At 73.4% G+C, this 19541-nt stretch carries 15 protein-coding genes; 3 read left to right on the forward strand and 12 right to left on the reverse strand.

Annotation, left to right across the window (positions count from 1 at the left end):
- Positions 1–91: 91 nt before the first annotated feature.
- The 3 genes from EV562_RS20775 to lipB form a co-directional block, all read right to left on the reverse strand.
- Positions 92–322, reverse strand: coding sequence for a hypothetical protein (locus EV562_RS20775; RefSeq protein ID WP_133888329.1), 231 nt, complete (start codon positions 320–322; stop codon positions 92–94).
- Between the two features lie 244 nt (positions 323–566).
- Complete coding sequence (gene lipA / locus EV562_RS20780) at positions 567–1520, reverse strand: lipoyl synthase (protein WP_133888330.1); 954 nt, start codon at positions 1518–1520, stop codon at positions 567–569.
- Positions 1521–1675: 155 nt separating this feature from the next.
- Positions 1676–2476, reverse strand: coding sequence for a lipoyl(octanoyl) transferase LipB (lipB, locus tag EV562_RS20785; protein ID WP_133888331.1), 801 nt, complete (start codon positions 2474–2476; stop codon positions 1676–1678).
- A gap of 235 nt (positions 2477–2711) precedes the next feature.
- Here lipB and EV562_RS20790 point away from each other — a divergent pair, with 235 nt between their 5' ends.
- A complete protein-coding gene (locus tag EV562_RS20790) occupies positions 2712–4175 on the forward strand; it encodes a regulator (RefSeq protein WP_133888332.1) in 1464 nt (487 codons plus the stop codon).
- Between the two features lie 47 nt (positions 4176–4222).
- On the opposite strand, the gene EV562_RS20795 is transcribed toward EV562_RS20790, so the two are convergent.
- Positions 4223–5623 (reverse strand): NAD(P)/FAD-dependent oxidoreductase, encoded by a 1401-nt coding sequence (locus EV562_RS20795; protein ID WP_133888333.1) that lies wholly within the window; start codon positions 5621–5623, stop codon positions 4223–4225.
- Positions 5624–6045: 422 nt separating this feature from the next.
- Complete coding sequence (locus EV562_RS20800) at positions 6046–6990, reverse strand: TIGR01777 family oxidoreductase (protein WP_133888334.1); 945 nt, start codon at positions 6988–6990, stop codon at positions 6046–6048.
- 72 nt (positions 6991–7062) lie between these two features.
- Here EV562_RS20800 and EV562_RS20805 point away from each other — a divergent pair, with 72 nt between their 5' ends.
- Positions 7063–7614, forward strand: coding sequence for a GNAT family N-acetyltransferase (locus EV562_RS20805; RefSeq protein ID WP_133888335.1), 552 nt, complete (start codon positions 7063–7065; stop codon positions 7612–7614).
- Here the strand turns inward: EV562_RS20805 and EV562_RS20810 are convergent.
- A complete protein-coding gene (locus EV562_RS20810) occupies positions 7604–8788 on the reverse strand; it encodes a MarP family serine protease (protein ID WP_133888336.1) in 1185 nt (394 codons plus the stop codon). The genes EV562_RS20805 and EV562_RS20810 overlap by 11 nt on opposite strands.
- A gap of 158 nt (positions 8789–8946) precedes the next feature.
- Between EV562_RS20810 and EV562_RS20815 the strand changes: the two genes are divergently transcribed.
- Positions 8947–9828, forward strand: coding sequence for a peptidoglycan recognition protein (locus EV562_RS20815; RefSeq protein WP_133888337.1), 882 nt, complete (start codon positions 8947–8949; stop codon positions 9826–9828).
- A gap of 85 nt (positions 9829–9913) precedes the next feature.
- Here the strand turns inward: EV562_RS20815 and EV562_RS20820 are convergent, their stop codons facing one another.
- From EV562_RS20820 to lpdA, 6 genes are all read right to left on the reverse strand, one after another.
- Complete coding sequence (locus tag EV562_RS20820; protein WP_133888549.1) at positions 9914–10435, reverse strand: DUF4240 domain-containing protein; 522 nt, start codon at positions 10433–10435, stop codon at positions 9914–9916.
- 144 nt (positions 10436–10579) lie between these two features.
- Entirely contained in the window at positions 10580–11563 is a 984-nt protein-coding gene (locus EV562_RS20825) for a YafY family protein (protein ID WP_133888338.1), read from the reverse strand.
- A gap of 61 nt (positions 11564–11624) precedes the next feature.
- Complete coding sequence (gene aceE, locus EV562_RS20830) at positions 11625–14327, reverse strand: pyruvate dehydrogenase (acetyl-transferring), homodimeric type (protein WP_133888339.1); 2703 nt, start codon at positions 14325–14327, stop codon at positions 11625–11627.
- A 488-nt stretch (positions 14328–14815) separates the two neighbouring features.
- Positions 14816–15439, reverse strand: a complete 624-nt coding sequence (locus EV562_RS20835) for a GntR family transcriptional regulator (protein ID WP_133888340.1) — start codon at positions 15437–15439, stop codon at positions 14816–14818.
- A gap of 211 nt (positions 15440–15650) precedes the next feature.
- Positions 15651–17501: a 2-oxoglutarate dehydrogenase, E2 component, dihydrolipoamide succinyltransferase gene (sucB, locus tag EV562_RS20840; RefSeq protein WP_133888341.1), complete on the reverse strand. Its 1851-nt coding sequence runs from the start codon at positions 17499–17501 to the stop codon at positions 15651–15653.
- Positions 17502–17563: 62 nt separating this feature from the next.
- Positions 17564–18952 (reverse strand): dihydrolipoyl dehydrogenase, encoded by a 1389-nt coding sequence (gene lpdA / locus EV562_RS20845; RefSeq protein ID WP_166661916.1) that lies wholly within the window; start codon positions 18950–18952, stop codon positions 17564–17566.
- Positions 18953–19541 lie beyond the last annotated feature (589 nt).

Consider the following 19541-nt stretch of genomic DNA (forward strand, 5'->3'; position numbering starts at 1 on the left):
ACGGCAGTGTCCGGCGGGGGAGGCGGGATCGCGGCGGGACGGTGCCGCCGGCGCGCGGGGCGAGCGGCCGGGCGGGCAGTCGGGTGTGCGGTTAGGGCCGGCCGGCGACGGACTGGCGCAGTGCGCGCTCCGTCTCGATGCGGTCCTTGGCGCGACGGCGGTCCTCCAGGACGGAGTTCCACGCGTTGCGCCGGGCGGTGCGCTGGCCGCCGCTCATCAGCAGCGACTCGACGGCCCGCAGGGCGGTGGTGAACGACGGGATGGCGGTGGCACGGACGACGGTGTCACGAGCGGCGGTGGCACGAACGGGTGCGGCCTGCATCGCGGAGGTCCCCCTCGGTACGGCTCCGGTTCCCGGAGACGGGTGTACATGGTGGTGTACGTGCTGTGATTCCAGGGTCACTGATTGGTGTTACCAGGGCGTGACCCGCCGGTCAAACGCACATGAAGTCGCGTGGCCGGGTGCCGGAACAGATGCGCGGCCCCGACCGGTGCCCTCATCAGCGAGGACGGTCGGGGCCGCGGCACCTCGGCCATTACCGGCCAGTAGTGGCTTGTGCGGGAGTTCACACGGTGGCGGAGCGGCGCTGCTCCATGGCCATCCCGTAGAGCCGTCCGGCGCGGTACGAGGAACGCACCAGCGGGCCCGACATCACGCCGGAGAAACCGATCTGCTCGGCCTCCTCCTTCAGCTCCACGAACTCCTGCGGCTTGACCCAGCGCTCCACGGGGTGGTGGCGCACGGACGGGCGCAGGTACTGCGTGATGGTGATCAGCTCGCAGCCGGCCTCGTGCAGCTGCTTCAGCGCCTCGCTGATCTCCTCGCGGGTCTCGCCCATGCCGAGGATCAGGTTCGACTTGGTGACCAGGCCGTAGTCGCGGGCGTCCGTGATGACCTTCAGGGAGCGCTCGTAGCGGAAGCCGGGGCGGATGCGCTTGAAGATCCGCGGGACCGTCTCGACGTTGTGCGCGAAGACCTCGGGGCGGGAGTCGAAGACCTCCCGCAGCAGCTCCGGCACCGCGTTGAAGTCGGGGGCGAGCAGCTCGACCTTGGTGCGGCCGGCCTCGCGTCCGGCGGTCTGCTGGTGGATCTGGCGCACCGTCTCCGCGTACAGCCAGGCGCCGCCGTCGGGCAGGTCGTCGCGGGCGACGCCGGTGATGGTCGCGTAGTTCAGGTCCATCGTGACGACGGACTCGCCGACGCGGCGCGGCTCGTCGCGGTCGAGCGCCTCCGGCTTGCCGGTGTCGATCTGGCAGAAGTCACAACGCCGGGTGCACTGGTCGCCGCCGATGAGGAAGGTCGCCTCGCGGTCCTCCCAGCACTCGTAGATGTTGGGACAGCCGGCTTCCTGGCAGACCGTGTGCAGGCCCTCGCTCTTCACGAGGTTCTGCATCTTGGTGTACTCGGGGCCCATTTTCGCCCGGGTCTTGATCCACTCGGGCTTGCGCTCGATGGGGGTCTGGCTGTTGCGGACCTCCAGGCGCAGCATCTTGCGTCCGTCGGGTGCGACTGCGGACACGACCGGCTCCCTAGCGTTTGATTCTTCGGCGTTCTTCAGGGTACGCCCGATGATTAGTTGGTCGGCGTTGGTGCTGGCCTTGCCGGGGACTGCCGCCCCCAGGCCCCCGCTTCGGCCCTGACGGGCCTCGACGTCAAACGCCGGACGGGCTGGTTTTATGCCGCCGGCGCCTTCTCGATCACCCGGGGCTTGAGTTCCGCGTTCTCCAGCACGTCCCGCAGGTGGCGCTCGGCGACCGGCAGGACCTCCTCGATGGTCACGTCGCGGCCGAGTTCGTTCGCCAGGGAGGCGACGCCCGCGTCGCGGATGCCGCAGGGGATGATCTTGTCGAACCACTTGTTGTCAGGGTTCACGTTGAACGAGAAGCCGTGCATCGTGACGCCCTTGGCGACCCGGATGCCGATCGCGGCGATCTTGCGGTCCTCGCGGCGCTGGCCCGCGTTGGACGGGGCGTACTCGGGGCCGTTGAGGCGGGGGTCGAACTCGTCGTCGGTCAGACGGGGGTCGAAGTCCAGGGACAGGCCGCCGAGCTTCGGGCGCTGCTCGACCGGATCGCCGAGGACCCAGACGCCGCTGCGGCCCTCCACCCGGGTGGTCTCCAGGCCGAACTCCGCGCAGGTGCGGATCAGGGCCTCCTCCAGGCGGCGGACGTGGGCCACCACGTCGACCGGACGCGGGAGCTTCTGGATGGGGTAGCCCACCAGCTGGCCGGGGCCGTGCCAGGTGATCTTGCCGCCGCGGTCCACGTCGATCACCGGCGTGCCGTCCAGCGGACGCTCGCTCTCCTCGGTGCGCCGGCCGGCGGTGTAGACCGGCGGGTGTTCGAGGAGCAGCACGGTGTCGGGAACCTCGTCGGCGAACCGCGCGGCGTGCACCCGGCGCTGTTCGTCCCACGCCTCCTGGTACTCGACGCGTTCGGCACCGAAGCCCATCCGGACGAAGCGCAGCTCACTCACGGCACGTGCCTCCCTGCAAGGTCGTAAGGCACGAAGCGTGCCCACGCCACTGTACGACCGTCCACGTGTCGTCAGCCGGGCGGGCGATCCTCACACGATCGGATGAATGCCGGGCGAATTGTGCGATCGGGTGTTTACTCTCCGCTACATTCGCGCCGTTCACGAGGCCATAAGGGCTGCTCACAGGCGCTCCGGGCACTTCGAACACCCGGAAGGCAGGAGACCGCACCGCACCATGACGGAACGACCCGCGCAGCGCACCCCCAACCGCCAGCTCGCCGCGCTCATCGCCGAAGCGGGGTTCTCGAACGCGGGTCTCGCGCGTCGCGTCGACCAGCTCGGACTCGAACACGGCCTGGACCTCAGATATGACAAGACGTCCGTCACCCGGTGGCTGCGCGGCCAGCAGCCCCGCGGCACCACCCCGGCCCTGATCGCCGAGGTCTTCACCCGGCGCCTGGGCCGGCGCCTGACCGCCCAGGACCTCGGCCTGGACGCCTGCGCGCCGGTCTACGCGGGCCTGGAGTTCGCCGGGAGCCCGGACGAGGCGGTCGACATCGTCGGCGGGCTGTGGCGCAAGGACTCCGGCTCCCACGCCGAACTGCGGAAGATCGCCTTCACGCCGGCCGGACTCGTCGTGCCCAGCCGCGACTGGCTGATCGGCCGCGCCGACGAGAAGGTGGCCCGCGCCGAGGTGCCCGTCCGCATCCCCGCGCAGGGCCGCCCCACGACCCCCGGGCTCGCCGTCCGGCTCGACCCGTCCCGGCGCCGGGCCCCGGCCGAGCGAGGCCCGGGGCAGAAGGTCGGCGGGGGCGACCTCGCCGCGCTGCGCTCGGTCGGCGAGCTGTTCCGCAGCCTCGACGACCGGTACGGCGGCGGACACGCCCGCCAGGCCCTGGTGCGCTACCTGGAGCACGAGCTGGAGCCGATGTTGCGCGGCACCTACGGCGAGCAGACCGGCCGCCGCCTCTTCGCCGCCGCGGCCGACCTGACCCGGCTCGCCGGCTGGACGTCGTACGACATCGCCGCGCACGGGCTGGCCCAGCGCTACTTCGTGCAGGCGCTGCGGCTCTCGCAGGCGGCGGCGGACCGGGCGTACGGCTCGTACGTGCTGGTCACCATGAGCCGGCAGGCCGTCTACCTGGGCCACGGGCGTGAGGCCGTGCAGCTGGCGCGGGTGGCGCAGCAGGGCGTGGGGACCTCGGCACCGCCGGTCGTGCAGACGCTGCTGCACGCCGCCGAGGCGCGGGCGCACGCCCTTCTCGGCGAGGTGCGGGCCTGCACCGCGGCCCTGGTGCGGGCCGAGCGGGCGCTGGAGGCCGCCCGGCCCGGCGACGAGGTGCCGCACTGGGCCCGCTTCTTCGACGAGGCGCAGCTCGCCGACGAGTTCGGACACTGCCACCGCGACCTGCAGCAGTTCCGCGCCGCCGCCCAGCACGCGGAACGCTCGCTGCAGCTGCGCGCCCCCGTCTACGCCCGCAGCAGGCTCTTCTGCCGGGTCGTCCTCGCCACCGCCCGGCTGGGGCTCGGCGAACTCGACCAGGCCTGCCAGCTGGCCGCCGAAGCGGCCGGCCAGGCGGCCGAGATGCGTTCGGTACGGGCCACGGAGTACGTCCGCGACTTCGAGCGCCGCCTGGAGCCGTACCGGGACGCCGCCCCGGTACGGGGGTACCGGGACAAGGTGGCGGCCCTGGGATAGCTGGGACAGCAGGGGTGGAGGGGTCCAGGGCCTCGAACGACACCCTTCTAGGCCGCGTGGGCGGTCGCCGTCGGTTCCGCCGCGTGCATCGGCCGGCCCGCCCCCAGGTCCGACAGGATCGCCGCCGACGCCCGGTGGCCCGAGTGCAGGGCGCCCTGGGGGGTGCTGGTGTCGCGGTGGTCGCCGCACACGTACAGCCCGGCCAGCAGCCGTACCGGCCTGCGCGGGTCGTGCGGCGGGCGCATCGCGGGCACCGCCTCGGGCGTGTGGTGCACGGCGAGGGTCTCCCACCGGGTGGTCGGGATGCCGTAGAGGCGGGAGAGGTGGATGCGCACGGCGGTGTCCAGGTCCGGCGGGGGAGGGCCGAGGACCGTCGAGGAGACGAGCGCGCGGCCGGCGGGCGCGCGGGACGGGTCCACCCGGCTGACCAGCGCCGTGTGGGCCACCGGACCGCCCCGGTCGGCGTCGAGCAGCAGGGACGCGCCGGTCGTCGGCGGCTCGTCGGTCGTGTGGTGCACCACCGTCACCGGGTGGAAGTCCGGCACCCGCAGGCCCGGCAGCAGCTCGGCGGCGGCGCGGGCGTCGGTCGCCACCAGGACGGCCCGGCAGCGGATGACGCCGTGCTCCGCGGTGGTCACGGCGTTGGTCGCCACCGAGGTGACACGCACCCCGGTGCGCACGGTGCCCGGCGGCAGCGACCGCGCCATGTGGTCCGGCAGCGCCTCCGCACCGCCCTCGGGCAGGGCGAGCCGACCGCAGGCGAAGGCGCGCAGCGCGAGGTCCGCGCACCGGCTGGACGTCGTCAGGTCGGGGTCGCACAGCAGGGCGGCGAGCAGCGGACGCAGGAAGCCGTCGATCGTGCGGGGCGGCAGCCCGCGGGCGGCCAGTGCGCGGGCGGCGGGCAGCTCCGGACGGGCCAGCAGCCGCTCGGCCGGCGTGTGCGCGAGCCGGGCCAGCGCGGCCCCGAGCCTGGCCTGGTCGACGGCGGTGCCGAGCGGGGCACCGGCGCGGGTGCGGAGTGCGGCGGGTCCGGCGGACGGGCCGGGCGCGTTCACCGTGCGCCGGGGCGCGGGGATCGAGCGAGGGGCGCTCGCCAGGGCGCGCACAGCATGGAGTGCGCCCCGTGCGCTCCGTACGCCCGCCGGGGCGCCCGCGCGGTGGTGGCGTCCCTCGCTGTGCAGCAGGACGCCGGGGGCGAAGGGCAGCAGCGCGAGGCCGTCCAGCCCTGGGGTGCGGCGCAGTTCGGGATACGCCGTGGACAGCAGCTGTCCGATTCTGTCGAGCCGGAAACCGTCGACCTTCTCCGTGGCCATCCGGCCGCCCACCGTGTGGGCGGCCTCCAGGACCGTGGTCGTCACTCCTGCGCTGGTCAGCCGTTGAGCCGCGGCGAGTCCGGCGATCCCGGCTCCCACGACGACGACGTCCGCCTGGTACGCGGGCTCAAACACGTGCCCCTCCTCGAGGTTGCGCGGCCGCTGGAGACGTCATGCCCCCAACAGGCTTGAGGAATACCCGAGTTCGAGACGAGGCTAGGGCCCGAAATGGTCAGCGGGAGTCGCACGGGGGCAGCACACGGTCGCACAGTGGTCGCATGCGGATGCGATGTGGTTGCCGTGCGGTCGAGGTCGGTCGAGGTCGGTCGGTGTCGATCGGTACCGGCTGGGCGGTGGTCCGTGGGGGGGGCGACCGGTGGGCCACGGGGGCGGGCGGTGGACCCGTGCGGCGGGCGGCTGACACGTGGGTGGCCGACCGGTGGCCCGCGGCGGGGAGGGCGACGGGCCGTGGGCGGGGAGACCGGTGATCGGGGCGCCCGGTCGGCCAGGGGCCGGAAGCGGTCCGGGCGCCCGGTCGGCGTACGACGCCGTGATGCCTACAACGCCGCCCGGATCGCCCCGTCGATCTCCGGGAACGCGAAGCGGAAGCCCGACTCCAGGAGGCGGGCCGGCAGTACCCGGGCGCTGCCGAGGACGTCGCCCGCCATCTCGCCCAGCGCCGCCCGCAGCACCGGCGCGGGCACCGCGAACGGCGCCGGCCGGTGCAGCACCCTGCTCATGGCCAGCGTGACCTCACGGTTCGTCACCGGCCGCGGGGCGGTCAGGTTGAAGGGGCCGGACAGGTCGTCCCGGTCCATCAGATGCCGGACGGCCGCCACCTCGTCGTGCAGCGCCACGAAGGACCAGTACTGCGACCCGTCGCCCAGCCGTCCGCCGAGCCCCGCCCGGAAGAGCGGGAAGAGCCGCCCCCAGGCCCCGCCGCCGCGCGCGACGACCAGACCGGTCCGGGTGAACACCGTCCGCACGCCCGCCTCGCGGGCCGGGGCGGCCGCGGCCTCCCACTCCACGCACAGGGCCGGCAGGAAACCCTCTCCCGCCGGCGCGCTCTCGTCCACCGGACGGTCGCCGGTCTGCCCGTAGTAGCCCACCGCGCTGCCGTTCACGAACACGCGCGGCGGCCGCTCCATCGAGGCGACGGCCTCCGCCAGCGCCGTCGTGCCGTGCACCCGGCTGCTGCGGATGCGCGTCTTGTAGGCGTCCGTCCAGCGGCGGTCGCCCACCCCGGCGCCGGCCAGGTTGATCACGGCGTCGCATCCCTCAAGACCGGCCGCGTCCACCCGCCCGTGCTCCGGATCCCAGCGGACCTCGTCCGCGCCGGCGGGGTCGTGCCGCACCAGGCGCACCACCTCGTGCCCGTCCGCGGCCAAGGACCGCGCCAGCGCGCCGCCGATGAGACCGGACGCGCCGGCCACCGCGACGCGGGACCGGCCCCCGCCCGAACGTCCGCCCCTGCGCCCGCCGTCCACCTGTCCGTCGTCCATGGGCCCATCCTGCCGGGTCGTGCGGGGAAAACCACGGAACGGTCCCGGCCACCGCGCCGTACAGTGATCGCCATGCCAGCCCCGCACATACGCCGAGCCAGGCCCGAGGACGAGCAGCCGCTGCGCCGGATCGACCTCGAGACCTGGTCCTACCTGCACGCCGTCTCGCCCCCGCCGGGGCCGGACGACCCGTTCTTCCGCGACACCTGCGGGCCCGACGCCCACCTGGTCGCCGAACTCGACGGCGCCGTCGTCGGCTACGTCCGCCTCGGCCTCCCCACCCCGCTCGCCTCCAACACCCACGTCCGCCAGATCCGCGGCCTCGCCGTCGCCGGCGCCGCCCGCGGGCACGGCGTGGGCCGGGCCCTGGTCCGGGCCGCGGTCGAGGAGGCCCGGCAGGGCGGCTTCCGCCGCATCACCCTGCGGGTCCTCGGCCACAACACCGCCGCGCGGGGGCTGTACGAGTCGGAGGGCTTCCTCGTCGAGGGCGTGCAGCCCGAGGAGTTCCTCCTGGACGGCCGGTACGTCGACGACGTGCTGATGGGGCAGATGCTGACCGGCCCGGCAGACCCGGACGGCCCGGCAGACTCGGCAGGCCCGGCAGGGGACGCGCTCACGACGTGACCGGGTCGCCCGTGTCCACCGCCCGCGTGGCGTCCGCCGCGCTGCGCGCCTCGGGGGCCACCTCGGCCGCCGTCAGCACGTACCCGGTCTCCGCGTCGGAGGTGGAACGGGCGAAGACCACGCCGTACACCCGGCCGTCGGTGGTCAGCAGCGGTCCGCCCGAGTTGCCGGGGCGGACCGTGGAGCGGATCGAGTAGATCTCCCTCGTCACGCTCTCGTCGCCGTAGATGTTCCGGCCGGTGGCCCGGATCCGGTTCGCCACCGTCGCCGCTCGCAGGTCCAGGGCCCCGTCCTGCGGATAGCCCGCGACCACCGCCGCGTCGCCGCGCGCGGCGTCCTCGTCGAACCGCAGCACCGGCGCCCTCAGGCCGGGGACGTACAGCACGGCCACGTCCTTGTCCGGGTCGAACAGCACCACCCGCGCCTCGTACGCCGGGCCCACACCGCCGATCCGCACGGTCGGGTCGTCGATGCCGGCCACCACGTGGGCGTTGGTCATCACGTGCTCCGGCGCGTACACGAAGCCGCTGCCCTCGCGACCCTGGGCGCCGGCGACGCCCTCCACCTTCACCGTGCCGAGCTTGGCCGCCCGGGTGGCCGCGGGCGTGACACTGTCGCCTGAGGGCTCGGCGACCTCGGCGGCCGACTCGTTCTCGAACGGGTTGAAGACCTGGGGGAACCCGGCGTCGGCCAGCGCGGACGTCGCCCGGGAGAACCACGCCGGGGTGGTGTCGGGCATCACCCGCTGCACCGCGTCCAGCACGGCCGAGCCCCGGATCGCCGAGGTGAGCAGCGACGACGAGGACGCCGCCAGCACGCTCGCCGCCACCCACGCCACGATCAGCGCCGCCGCCGCGTGCGCCACCGCCCCGCCGACGCCGTCGGCCACCCGGAGCGGGCCGGCGGCCAGCTCCCGGCGCAGGCGCAGCGCGAGCCGCCCCGCCAGCTCGTGGCCCACCATGGCCGGCAGCAGCACCGTGACCACCGCGACGGCCGTCGCCGCGGTCGAGCCCCGCGCCACCAGGTCCGTCACCCACGGCAGGAGCCACACGCCGAGCACCGCACCGCCCACGAAGCCGGCCAGCGACACACAGCCGGCCACCAGGCCGCGCCGGTACCCGGAAGCCGCGTAGGCCAGCACCACCAGCGCCAGCACGAGGTCGAGCAGGTCCACGCGAACCGCCTTTCTGCCGGAGCCCTGGGCCCTCAGTACGTGCCGTACCGGGCCGGTCGATCAGTCCGAGGCGCACACCTGTCCGAAAACCGGTCGCATCCCTCGGGACGCGGTCGCGAACGTGTGCGGTCCACCGTGGAACGCCGGGCACCGGGACGATGGTTCCACCGGGTGGCATCGCACACATCGCGGACAGAGCGGATCCGCCGGACAGTAGGACCATGCGAGTCTTCCGAGGACCGCGCCGGGCCCGGGAGCGACGGGCCGCCCGGATACCCGGCGCCCCCCGCCTGCCGGTCGCGGTCCGGGCGCTGCTCGGCGCCCTGCCGGGGCTGGCCGCCGTCGCCGCCCTCTTCCTGTGCGCGAACGGGGTGCAACGGGCGGCCGACGCCGATGCCGCCCCGGCCGCCTCCGCCGCCGACCGGTACGCGGCGCCGCGGCCCGACATCGTGCCCCGGTCGGTCTGGCTGGGCGGCGCCGCCCGCGCCCAGCCGGCCCCGCGCTACGACGACAGGGTCGTCGCCGTCTTCGTCCACCACACCGACACGCCGAACGGCTACGACTGCGCCGACGTGCCGTCCATCCTCCGCGGTGTGTACCAGGGCCAGACCGGTGCGCGGGACTGGGACGACATCGGGTACAACTTCGTCGTCGACCGCTGCGGCACGATCTACGAGGGCCGGGCCGGGGGCATCGACCGTCCGGTCACCGGTGCCCACACGCAGGGGTTCAACCACCGCACCACCGGGATCGCCGCCCTCGGCACCTACACCGCCGGGGTGCCCGTGCCGGACGAGCTGACCGACGCGATCGCCGCCGTGGCGGCCTGGAAGCTCGGTGAGACCGGCACCGACCCGCACGCGAAGGTCGCCCTGGTCTCCAGCAACGGCCTCAGCCGGTACGCGGCGGGGGCCACCGCCACGCTGCCCGCCGTCGCGGGGCACGACGACGGTTACGCGACGAGCTGTCCCGGCGCGGCCCTCACCGCCCGGCTCGCGGACATCAGGGACACGGCGGCCCGCCTCCAGGGCCGCGCCTGACCGGCCGCGCGGGCGGGCGCGGCCGGTCAGGCCGCGTGGGCGGGCGCGGCCGACACTGGACCGTGTTCCGGCTCCGGCTCGCGCCTCAGCCCGGTCCGAACCTCGCCCACAGGCGGGGCAGGCGCTCGGCGAGGGCGCGGTCGTCCTCCAGGTCGATCGGTGTGCCCAGGGGTTCCGCGGGGGCGGGCGCGATGCCCAGGTCGGGGGCGACGGTGCCGGTGAGCTGCTCGTAGGCCTCGTCGGCCGCGTAGCCCAGCTCCTCGCCGTCGCCGTCCAGCTCCTCGTCGAAGTCGTCCAGCAGCTCGGCCAGCGAGTCGGGCTCGTGCACGGCGCCCTCGTACACCTCACGGCCCTGGCCGATCAGCCAGCAGCGGAAGAAGTCGAAGGCGTCGTCGCTCGCGCCGCCGAGCAGGATCCACGCGGCGGCCCACAGGTCCCAGGCGCAGGCGCGGTTGTACCGGGCTTCGAAGTGACGGGCGAAGTCGAGCACCTGGTCCGGGTCCATGTCGAGCAACCGCTCCACGAGCAGGTCTGCCTGGTCCTCGGGATCGCCGTCGGCGCCCTGCCGGGCGGCATCGATCAGCTCCCAGAACTCCGTCTCGTCCATCACGCGTCCAGCATCGGCCCTGGGCGGTGACGGCGCACGTGGAGTGCGGCGGATCGTTATCTACGGATGCCCGCGGCCCACCCGACCCGCACGGGCCACCGGCCGGCGTCCGGCCGCGGCCCGCCCCACCGCCCCGGCGCGACGTCACCCCCCGTACAACCCCGCCGACCGCCGCGCATCCCTCGCACACCGCTCCCGCAGGGCCGCCGGCGCCAGCACCTCCACCTCCGGCCCGAGCGCCCTGAGCTGCTCGTGCGCGACCTCCTCCGACTCCACCGGCAACGTCACCGTCACCCAGCCGTCCGCGTCCGGCGTCCCCGCACCCTCCAGCGCCTCCCGGGCGACCGGTGCGTCCACGGCGTACGGCAGCCTCCGTGCGCCGTCGGCCGACAGCCGCACCACGACCTCGGCCCGCAGGATGGACCGCGAGAACTGCTCGGCCCGCTCCGCCCAGAACGCGGGCAGGTCGAAGTCCCCGTCCCGTTCGAAACGCTCCTCGCCCGCCTCCACCGCCGTGAAGCGGTCGATGCGGTACACGCGGAAGGCCCCGTCGTGCGTCGCCCGCGCGATCCTCGCGCACAGATACCAGACCCCGGCCTTCAGCACGAGCCCGTACGGCTCCAGCTCCCGGACGACCTCGTCCGATCCCCGCAGGTAGCGCGCGGCGACGCGCCGGTCGTCCCAGACCGCCGCCGCGACCGCGGGCAGCAGCCCGGGCGTCTCGGGCTCGCGGAACCAGTTCGGCGCGTCCAGGTGGAAGCGCTGGGCCGCCGTACGGGAGGCGTCCCGCAGGGAGGGGAGCAGGGCCGCCGACACCTTCAGGCGGGCCGCCGAGGCCGCGTCCTCCAGGCCCATCTCGCGCAGCGCCCCGGGGACCCCGGACAGGAACAGCGCCTCCGCCTCGCCCCGGGCCAGCCCGGTCAGCCGGGTGCGGTAACCGCCGACGAGACGGTAACCGCCGGCCCGGCCGCGCTCCGCGTACACCGGCACGCCGGCCTCCGACAGCGCCTGCGCGTCCCGTGTCACGGTCCGCTCCGAGACCTCCAGCTCCCGGGCCAGCTCGGCCGCGGTCATGGCCGGGCGGGACTGGAGCAGCAGCACCATCTTGATGAGGCGGGCAGCACGCATGTGCACATCATGCAGGGACGCGGAAGGCCCCCGCCGGAGCGGGGGCCTTCCGTCACGACCTCTACAGGCCGTAGCGCTCGCGCGCCTCCTTCACGGCCGTCGCCTTGACCTCGCCGCGCCTGGCGAGCTGGGCCAGGGTCGCGACCACGATGGACTCGGCGTCCACGCCGAAGTGACGACGGGCGGCGTCACGGGTGTCCGACAGGCCGAAGCCGTCGGCACCGAGCGACGAGTAGTCCTGCTCGACCCACTGCGCGATCTGGTCCGGGACCTGACGCATGTAGTCCGAGACGGCGAGGACCGGGCCCTCGACGCCCTGGAGCGCCCGGCGCAGGTACGGCACCCGCTCCTCGCCGCGCAGCAGCGCCGCGTCGGCGTCCATGGCGTCCCGGCGCAGCTCCGTCCAGGAGGTCGCGGACCACACGTCGGCGGCCACGCCCCACTCCTCGGCGAGCAGCCGCTGCGCCTTGAGCGCCCAGTGGATCGCCGTGCCGGAACCCAGCAGCTGGATGCGCGGGGCGTTGGCGGCCGGGGTCAGGCCCGCAGTCTCCGCCGTGTTGAAGCGGTACAGGCCCTTGACGATGCCCTCGTCCACGCCGGGGGCGGACGGCTTCGCCGGCTGCGGCATCGGCTCGTTGTAGACCGTCAGGTAGTAGAAGACGTTCGGGTCCTCGCCCGGAGCCGCCTCGCCGTACATCCGGCGCAGACCGTCCTTGACGATCGCCGCGACCTCGTAGGCGAACGCCGGGTCGTACGACAGCGCCGCCGGGTTGGTCGCCGCGATGGCGGGGGAGTGGCCGTCCGCGTGCTGGAGGCCCTCACCGGTGAGGGTGGTGCGGCCCGCGGTGGCGCCGACCAGGAAGCCGCGGCCGAGCTGGTCGCCGAGCTGCCACATCTGGTCGGCGGTGCGCTGCCAGCCGAACATCGAGTAGAAGATGTAGAACGGGATCATCGCCTCGCCGTGCGTCGCGTACGCGGTGGACGCGGCGATGAAGTCGGCCATCGAGCCGGCCTCGGTGATGCCCTCGTTGAGGATCTGGCCGTTCTTGGCTTCCTTGTAGTACATCAGCTGGTCGCGGTCGACCGGCTCGTACGTCTGGCCCTTGGGCGAGTAGATGCCAAGGGACGGGAAGAGGCTCTCCATGCCGAAGGTGCGCGCCTCGTCGGGGACGATCGGCACCCAGCGCTTGCCGGTCTCCTTGTCGCGGACCAGGTCCTTGACCAGGCGGACGAAGGCCATGGTGGTGGCCACGTTCTGCGAGCCGGAGCCCTTGTCGAAGGACGCGAAGGCCTTCTCGGCGGGCGCGGGCAGAGGTGCGAGGGGGTGCACGCGGCGGGCCGGGGCGGGACCGCCGAGGGCGGCGCGGCGCTCCTGGAGGTAGCGCACCTCGGGGGAGTCGGCGCCCGGGTGGCCGTAGGGGACCACGCCGTCGACGAAGTCGCTGTCCTTGATCGGCAGGCCGAGCAGGTCGCGCATGTCCTTGAACTCGTCCACCGAGAGCTTCTTCATCTGGTGGTTGGCGTTCTTCGACGCGAAGCCGGTGCCGAGGGTGTGCCCCTTGACCGTCTGGGCCAGGATCACGGTCGGCGCGCCCTTGTGGGCGAGCGCGGCGCGGTAGGCGGCATACACCTTGCGGGACTCGTGACCGCCGCGCGAGGAGTGGAAGCACTCGAGGATCTTGTCGTCGGACAGCAGCTTCGCCATCTCGGCGAGCTGCGGGTCCTTGTTGAAGAAGTCCTCGCGGATGTAGGCGGCGTCGCGCGTCTGGTACGTCTGCACCTGCGCGTCGGGTACCTCGCGCAGGCGGCGTACGAGGGCGCCGGTGGTGTCGAGCTGGAACAGCTCGTCCCAGGCCGTGCCCCACAGCGACTTGACGACGTTCCAGCCGGCGCCGCGGAAGAGGGCCTCCAGCTCCTGCACGATCTTGAAGTTGGCGCGGACCGGACCGTCGAGGCGCTGCAGGTTGCAGTTGATCACGAAGGTCAGGTTGTCCAGGCCCTCACGGGAGGCGAGGGTGAGCGCGGTGGTGGACTCCGGCTCGTCCATCTCGCCGTCACCGAGGAACGCCCACACGTGTGAGTTCGTCAGGTCCTTGATGCCGCGGCTGGTCAGGTAGCGGTTGAACCGCGCCTGGTAGATCGCGGAGATCGGGCCGAGGCCCATGGAGACCGTGGGGAACTCCCACAGCCAGGGCAGGCGCCGCGGGTGCGGGTAGGACGGCAGGCCGTTGCCGCCCGCCTCGCGGCGGAAGTTGTCCAGCTGCTCCTCGTTCAGGCGGCCGTCGAGGAAGGCGCGGGCGTAGATGCCGGGGGAGGCGTGGCCCTGGACGTAGAGCTGGTCGCCGGAGCCGTCCCCCTCCTTGCCCTTGAAGAAGTGGTTGAAGCCGGTCTCGTACAGCCAGGCCGCGGAGGCGAAGGTGGCGATGTGGCCGCCGACGCCGTGCTTGCTCCCTCGGGTCACCATCGCCGCCGCGTTCCAGCGGTTCCAGGCGGTGATCCGCTGCTCCAGCGCCTCGTCGCCGTCCACGGTGGGCTCGGCGGAGGTCGGGATGGTGTTGACGTAGTCCGTCTCGAGGAGCTTCGGCAGGGCGAGGCCCGCGCCCTCGGCGCGCTCCAGTGTGCGGCGCATCAGGTACGCGGCACGGTGCGGCCCGGCCGCCTTGGTGACGGCGTCCAGGGAGGCCTGCCATTCGGCGGTCTCCTCCGGGTCGCGGTCCGGGAGCTGGTCGAGCTCGCTCGGCTGGATGGCTTTGGGGTCGGTCATGTCGCCGCCTTCCTCAGTCGAAGGGGGTTCCCTCATCGGCAAGGGTTCGGGGGTGCCCTAGGTCTTTGGCAGGACAGGGCTGGGCTCCGGTGGGAGACCCAAGCGTGACTGTAACTCCCTGATCGATGATCGATCAAAGGGTTGAGGGCCAAAACCTCTTGATCACGAGAAAGTAGGCACGGGGTGCCTTCGACGGTGGCACGCGGTGACCGCCCCGCCGAGGATTCGTGCAGGTGAGGAGGGGTGGGCGCGGATGAGCCCGGGGGTTCTGCCGGGCTCGCGTCAGCGGAGGTGGGGACGGCTAGGGGGTGTCGTTTGGATCAGGCCGGCTTCGGGCGACGGTGCCCTGTTGCCGACCCGAGCGGGTTCTGGTGCGTGCGGCTGCAAGGCGGGGGAGGGCGACAGGGCGGAGCCCTGGCAACCGACGACAACGCCGCAGATGTGCGTGCCGGACCCCGCGACCCACGGCAAGATCCAAACGACACCCCCTAGGGGCGCGGGGCGCAGCCCAGGACGTGGGACTTGACGATCTCCGGGATGCGGGGGTCCCGGCGGCGGAAGGCCGCGACCAGCTCCTCGTGCTCCTCCGCGTACGACTGCTGCACCGTGCCCAGCCACCGTATCGACAGCGCCGTGAACACCTCGATCCCGAGCCCCTCCCACGTGTGCAGCAGCACCGAGTTGCCCGCGGCCCGTACCAGCTCACGGTGGAAGCCGACCGTGTGCCGCACCTGGCCCGTGCCGTCCGAGACCCGGTCGGCCTCGTAGAGCGCGGCGACGTGCGGTTCCAGGGCCGAGCAGTCCTCGGCGAGCCGCTCCGCCGCCAGCTCCGCCGCGATGGCCTCCAGGCCGGCCCGGACCGGGTAGCTCTCCTCCAGGTCGGCGGCGGTCAGGTTGCGCACCCGCACGCCCTTGTTCGGCGCCGACTCGATCAGCCGCAGCGACTCCAGCTCCCGCAGCGCCTCCCGCACCGGGGTCTGGCTGACCTCCAGCTCGGTGGCGATCCGGCGCTCCACGATCCGCTCGCCCGGCTGCCAGCGTCCGCTGATGATCCCTTCCAGGATGTGCTCGCGGATCTGTTCGCGCAGCGAGTGGACGACGGGCGCGGTCATGGGAGCTCCTTCGGGAGGGTCACCTTCGGACCCCTGGGGCGACTGACGTGGAGAAACAATACGGCCGTCACGGCGGGCGGGAAGGGCGCACGGGGGCGCTTCCACGCAGGTGAGACGAGACTTACACAGCGTGCCCCGCCCGGAACACGGCGAAGCCCCCGCCCGTAGAGGTCCGGGCGGGGGCACCGTACAGGCCCGCTGACGGGGGGAATTACAGGCCGAGCTCGACCTCGAACTCGCCCGCCTCCAGGATCGCCTTGACCGCCGTCAGGTAGCGGGCGGCGTCGGCGCCGTCCACCAGACGGTGGTCGTAGGACAGGGTCAGGTACGTCATGTCGCGGACGCCGATGACCGGGCCGTCCTCCGTCTCGATGACGGCCGGACGCTTGACCGTGGCACCGATACCGAGGATGGCGACCTGGCCCGGCGGCACGATGATCGTGTCGAACAGCGCGCCGCGCGAACCGGTGTTGCTGATGGTGAAGGTCGCACCGGCCAGCTCGTCCGGGCTGATCTTGCTGGCCCGCACCTTGCCCGCCAGGTCGGCGGTCGCCTTGGCGATGCCGGCCAGGTTGAGGTCACCGGCGTTCTTGATGACCGGGGTCATCAGGCCCTTCTCGGAGTCCACCGCGATACCGATGTTCTCGGTGTCGAAGTAGGTGATGGTCCCCTCGGCCTCGTTGATCTTGGCGTTGATCGGCGCGTGCGCCTTCAGCGCCTGGGCCGCCGCCTTGACGAAGAACGGCATCGGCGAGAGCTTGACGCCCTCACGGGCCGCGAACGCGTCCTTGGCACGGGCGCGCAGCTTCATCAGACGGGTGACGTCGACCTCGACGACCGACGACAGCTGGGCCTGCTCGTGCAGCGCCTTGACCATGTTGTCGCCGATGACCTTGCGGATGCGCGGCATCTTGACGGTCTGGCCGCGCAGCGGGGAGGCCTCCAGGGAGGGGGCCTTCTTCGCGGCGGTCGCGGCAGGGGCGGCGGCAGCCGGAGCCGGGGCGGCCTTCGCGGCCTCGGCGGCGGCGACGACGTCCTGCTTGCGGATACGGCCGCCGACGCCGGTGCCCTTGACGGTGGACAGGTCGACGCCGTTCTCGGCGGCGAGCTTGCGCACCAGCGGGGTGACGTAGGCGCCGTCGTCCACCGGCTGGGCGGCGGCCGGGGCAGCCGGAGCGGCGGCCTGGGCCGGCGCGGGGGCCGGGGCGGCCTGCTGCTGCGGAGCCGGGGCCGCGGGGGCCTGCGGAGCCGGAGCGGCGGGGGCCTGCTGGGCCGGAGCCGCCTGCTGCGGAGCCGGAGCCGGAGCCGGAGCCGGAGCCGGAGCCGGAGCCGGGGCCTGGGCCTGGGCGGGCTCGGGCTGCGCGGGGGCGGCCGGGGCCTCCTGGGCCGGAGCCTGCTGGGCCGGAGCCTGCTGGGCCGGGGCGGCGGCCGGAGCCGCGCCCGCCTCGCCGATGACGGCGAGCTTGGCGCCGACCTCGGCGGTCTCGTCCTCGCCGACCACGATCTCCAGCAGGGTGCCGGAGGTGGGGGCCGGGATCTCGGTGTCGACCTTGTCCGTCGACACCTCCAGCAGCGGCTCGTCGGCCTCGACGCTGTCACCGACCGACTTCAGCCAGCGGGTGACGGTGCCCTCGGTGACGGACTCGCCCAGCGCGGGCAGGACCACGTCGGTGCCCTCGGCGGAGCCGCCGCCGGTGGACTGCTCGGCGCTCGGCGCGGGCGCCGGGGCGGCCTGCTCCGTGGACGGGGCGGCAGCGGCGGGCTCGGGAGCGGGCTCGGCGGCCTGCTCGGCCTGCGGGGCCTGCTCGGCGGCCGGGGCGCCGCTGCCGTCGTCGATCAGCGCCAGCTCGGCGCCGACCTCGACGGTCTCGTCCTCGGCGACCTTGATGGAGGACAGCACGCCGGAGGCGGGGGCCGGGATCTCGGTGTCGACCTTGTCGGTCGAGACCTCGAGCAACGGCTCGTCGGCCTCGACGCGCTCACCCTCGGCCTTCAGCCAACGGGTGACGGTGCCCTCGGTGACGCTCTCGCCGAGCGCCGGAAGGGTTACGGAAACCGCCATGGTTTCGGTTGCTCCTTACGAATTGCGGAAGTCTGTGTCGTCGCGCCCGAAGACCGAAGCGGTCAGTCGTGCATGTGGAGCGGCTTGCCGGCCAGCGCCAGGTGGGCCTCGCCGAGCGCCTCGTTCTGCGTCGGGTGGGCGTGGATGAGCTGGGCCACCTCGGCGGGCAGCGCCTCCCAGTTGTAGATCAGCTGCGCCTCGCCGACCTGCTCGCCCATGCGGTCGCCGACCATGTGGACGCCGACCACGGCACCGTCCTTGACCTGGACGAGCTTGATCTCGCCCGCGGTCTTCAGGATGCGGCTCTTGCCGTTGCCGCCCAGGGGGAACTTGATCGAGACGACCTTGTCCGCGCCGTAGACGTCCTTGGCCTTGGCCTCGGTGAGACCGACGGAGGCGACCTCCGGGTGGCAGTACGTCACCCGCGGCACGCCGTCGTAGTCGACCGGCACGGTCTTCAGGCCGGCCAGCCGCTCCGCCACCAGGATGCCCTCGGCGAAGCCGACGTGCGCGAGCTGCAGGGTGGGGACGAGGTCACCGACGGCGGAGATGGTCGGGACGTTGGTCCGCATGTACTCGTCGACGAGGACGAAGCCGCGGTCCATCGCGACGCCGTTCTCCTCGTAGCCCAGGCCCTGCGAGACCGGGCCGCGGCCGATGGCGACGAGCAGGACCTCGGCCTCGAACTCCTTGCCGTCGGCGAGGGTGACCTTGACACCGTCCTGGGTGTACTCGGCCTTGTCGAAGAAGGTGCCCAGGTTGAACTTGATGCCCCGCTTGCGGAAGGCGCGCTCCAGCAGCTTGGAGCTGTTCTCGTCCTCGACCGGGACGAGGTGCTTGAGGCCCTCGATGACCGTGACCTCGGAGCCGAAGGACTTCCACGCGGAGGCGAACTCGACGCCGATGACGCCGCCGCCCAGCACGATCGCGGACTTCGGCACGCGGTCCAGCGTGAGGGCGTGGTCCGAGGAGATGATCCGGTTGCCGTCGATCTCCAGGCCCGGCAGCGTCTTCGGCACGGAGCCGGTCGCCAGCAGGACGTGACGGCCCTGGACGCGCTGGCCGTTGACGTCCACCGAGGTGGGGGAGGACAGCCGGCCCTCGCCCTCGATGTAGGTGATCTTGCGCGAGGCCACCAGGCCCTGCAGGCCCTTGTACAGGCCGGCGATCACCTCGTCCTTGTACTTGTGCACGCCCGCCATGTCGACGCCCTCGAAGGACGTCTTGACGCCGAACTGCTCGCTCTCGCGGGACTGGTCGGCGACCTCGCCCGCGTGGAGCAGGGCCTTGGTGGGGATGCAGCCGTTGTGCAGGCAGGTGCCGCCGAGCTTGTTCTTCTCGATCAGGGCGACGTCCAGGCCCAGCTGCGCCCCGCGCAGGGCCGCGGCGTAACCACCGCTGCCACCGCCGAGGATCACTAGGTCGAAAACGGTGCTGGCGTCGTTCGCCACGTCACGTCCTCCATGCATGTGCGCCACGCCGGTCTCCAGTGACCGGTCGGCGGCTGGTGTCCGGCCGCTCTTTGTTCTCGGCCCTATGGGTGGGCCCTGTCCTGCCGGGCTCCATCTTCGCACTTGTAAGAGGCGAACGAGACGTGGGGCCGGGGTGTGAGACACCCCACGTTCAGGTGAGCGGGGTTCACCCCTGCCCGACGAAGGGCCGACCGACCGAGGGGACTGAATCGATCCGCGTCTCCGCCGCGCGGGCGCGACCGGCGCAGGGGATCCTTCTTCGGCCGACGCCGGGGACACCCCGCCCAGGGGCGGGGGGCTGTGCCGATGTGCGGCTCCGCCGCGTGGGCGCGGGGGCCGGGGGTCCCTCTGGGCCGAGGCCAGGACACCCCACCCCAGGGGGGCGGGGCTGTGCCGATGTGCGGCTCCGCCGCGTGGGCGCGACGGGCCGGGGTCCCTCTCGGCCGAGGCCAGGACACCCCACCCAGGGGCGCGGGGCTGTGCCGATGTGCGGCTCCGCCGCGTGGGCGCGGGGGCCCGGGGTCCCTCTGGGCCGAGGCCAGCACACCCCACCCCAGGGGCGCGGGGA

The organism is Streptomyces sp. BK208, from assembly GCF_004364245.1.
Classification (GTDB): domain Bacteria; phylum Actinomycetota; class Actinomycetes; order Streptomycetales; family Streptomycetaceae; genus Streptomyces.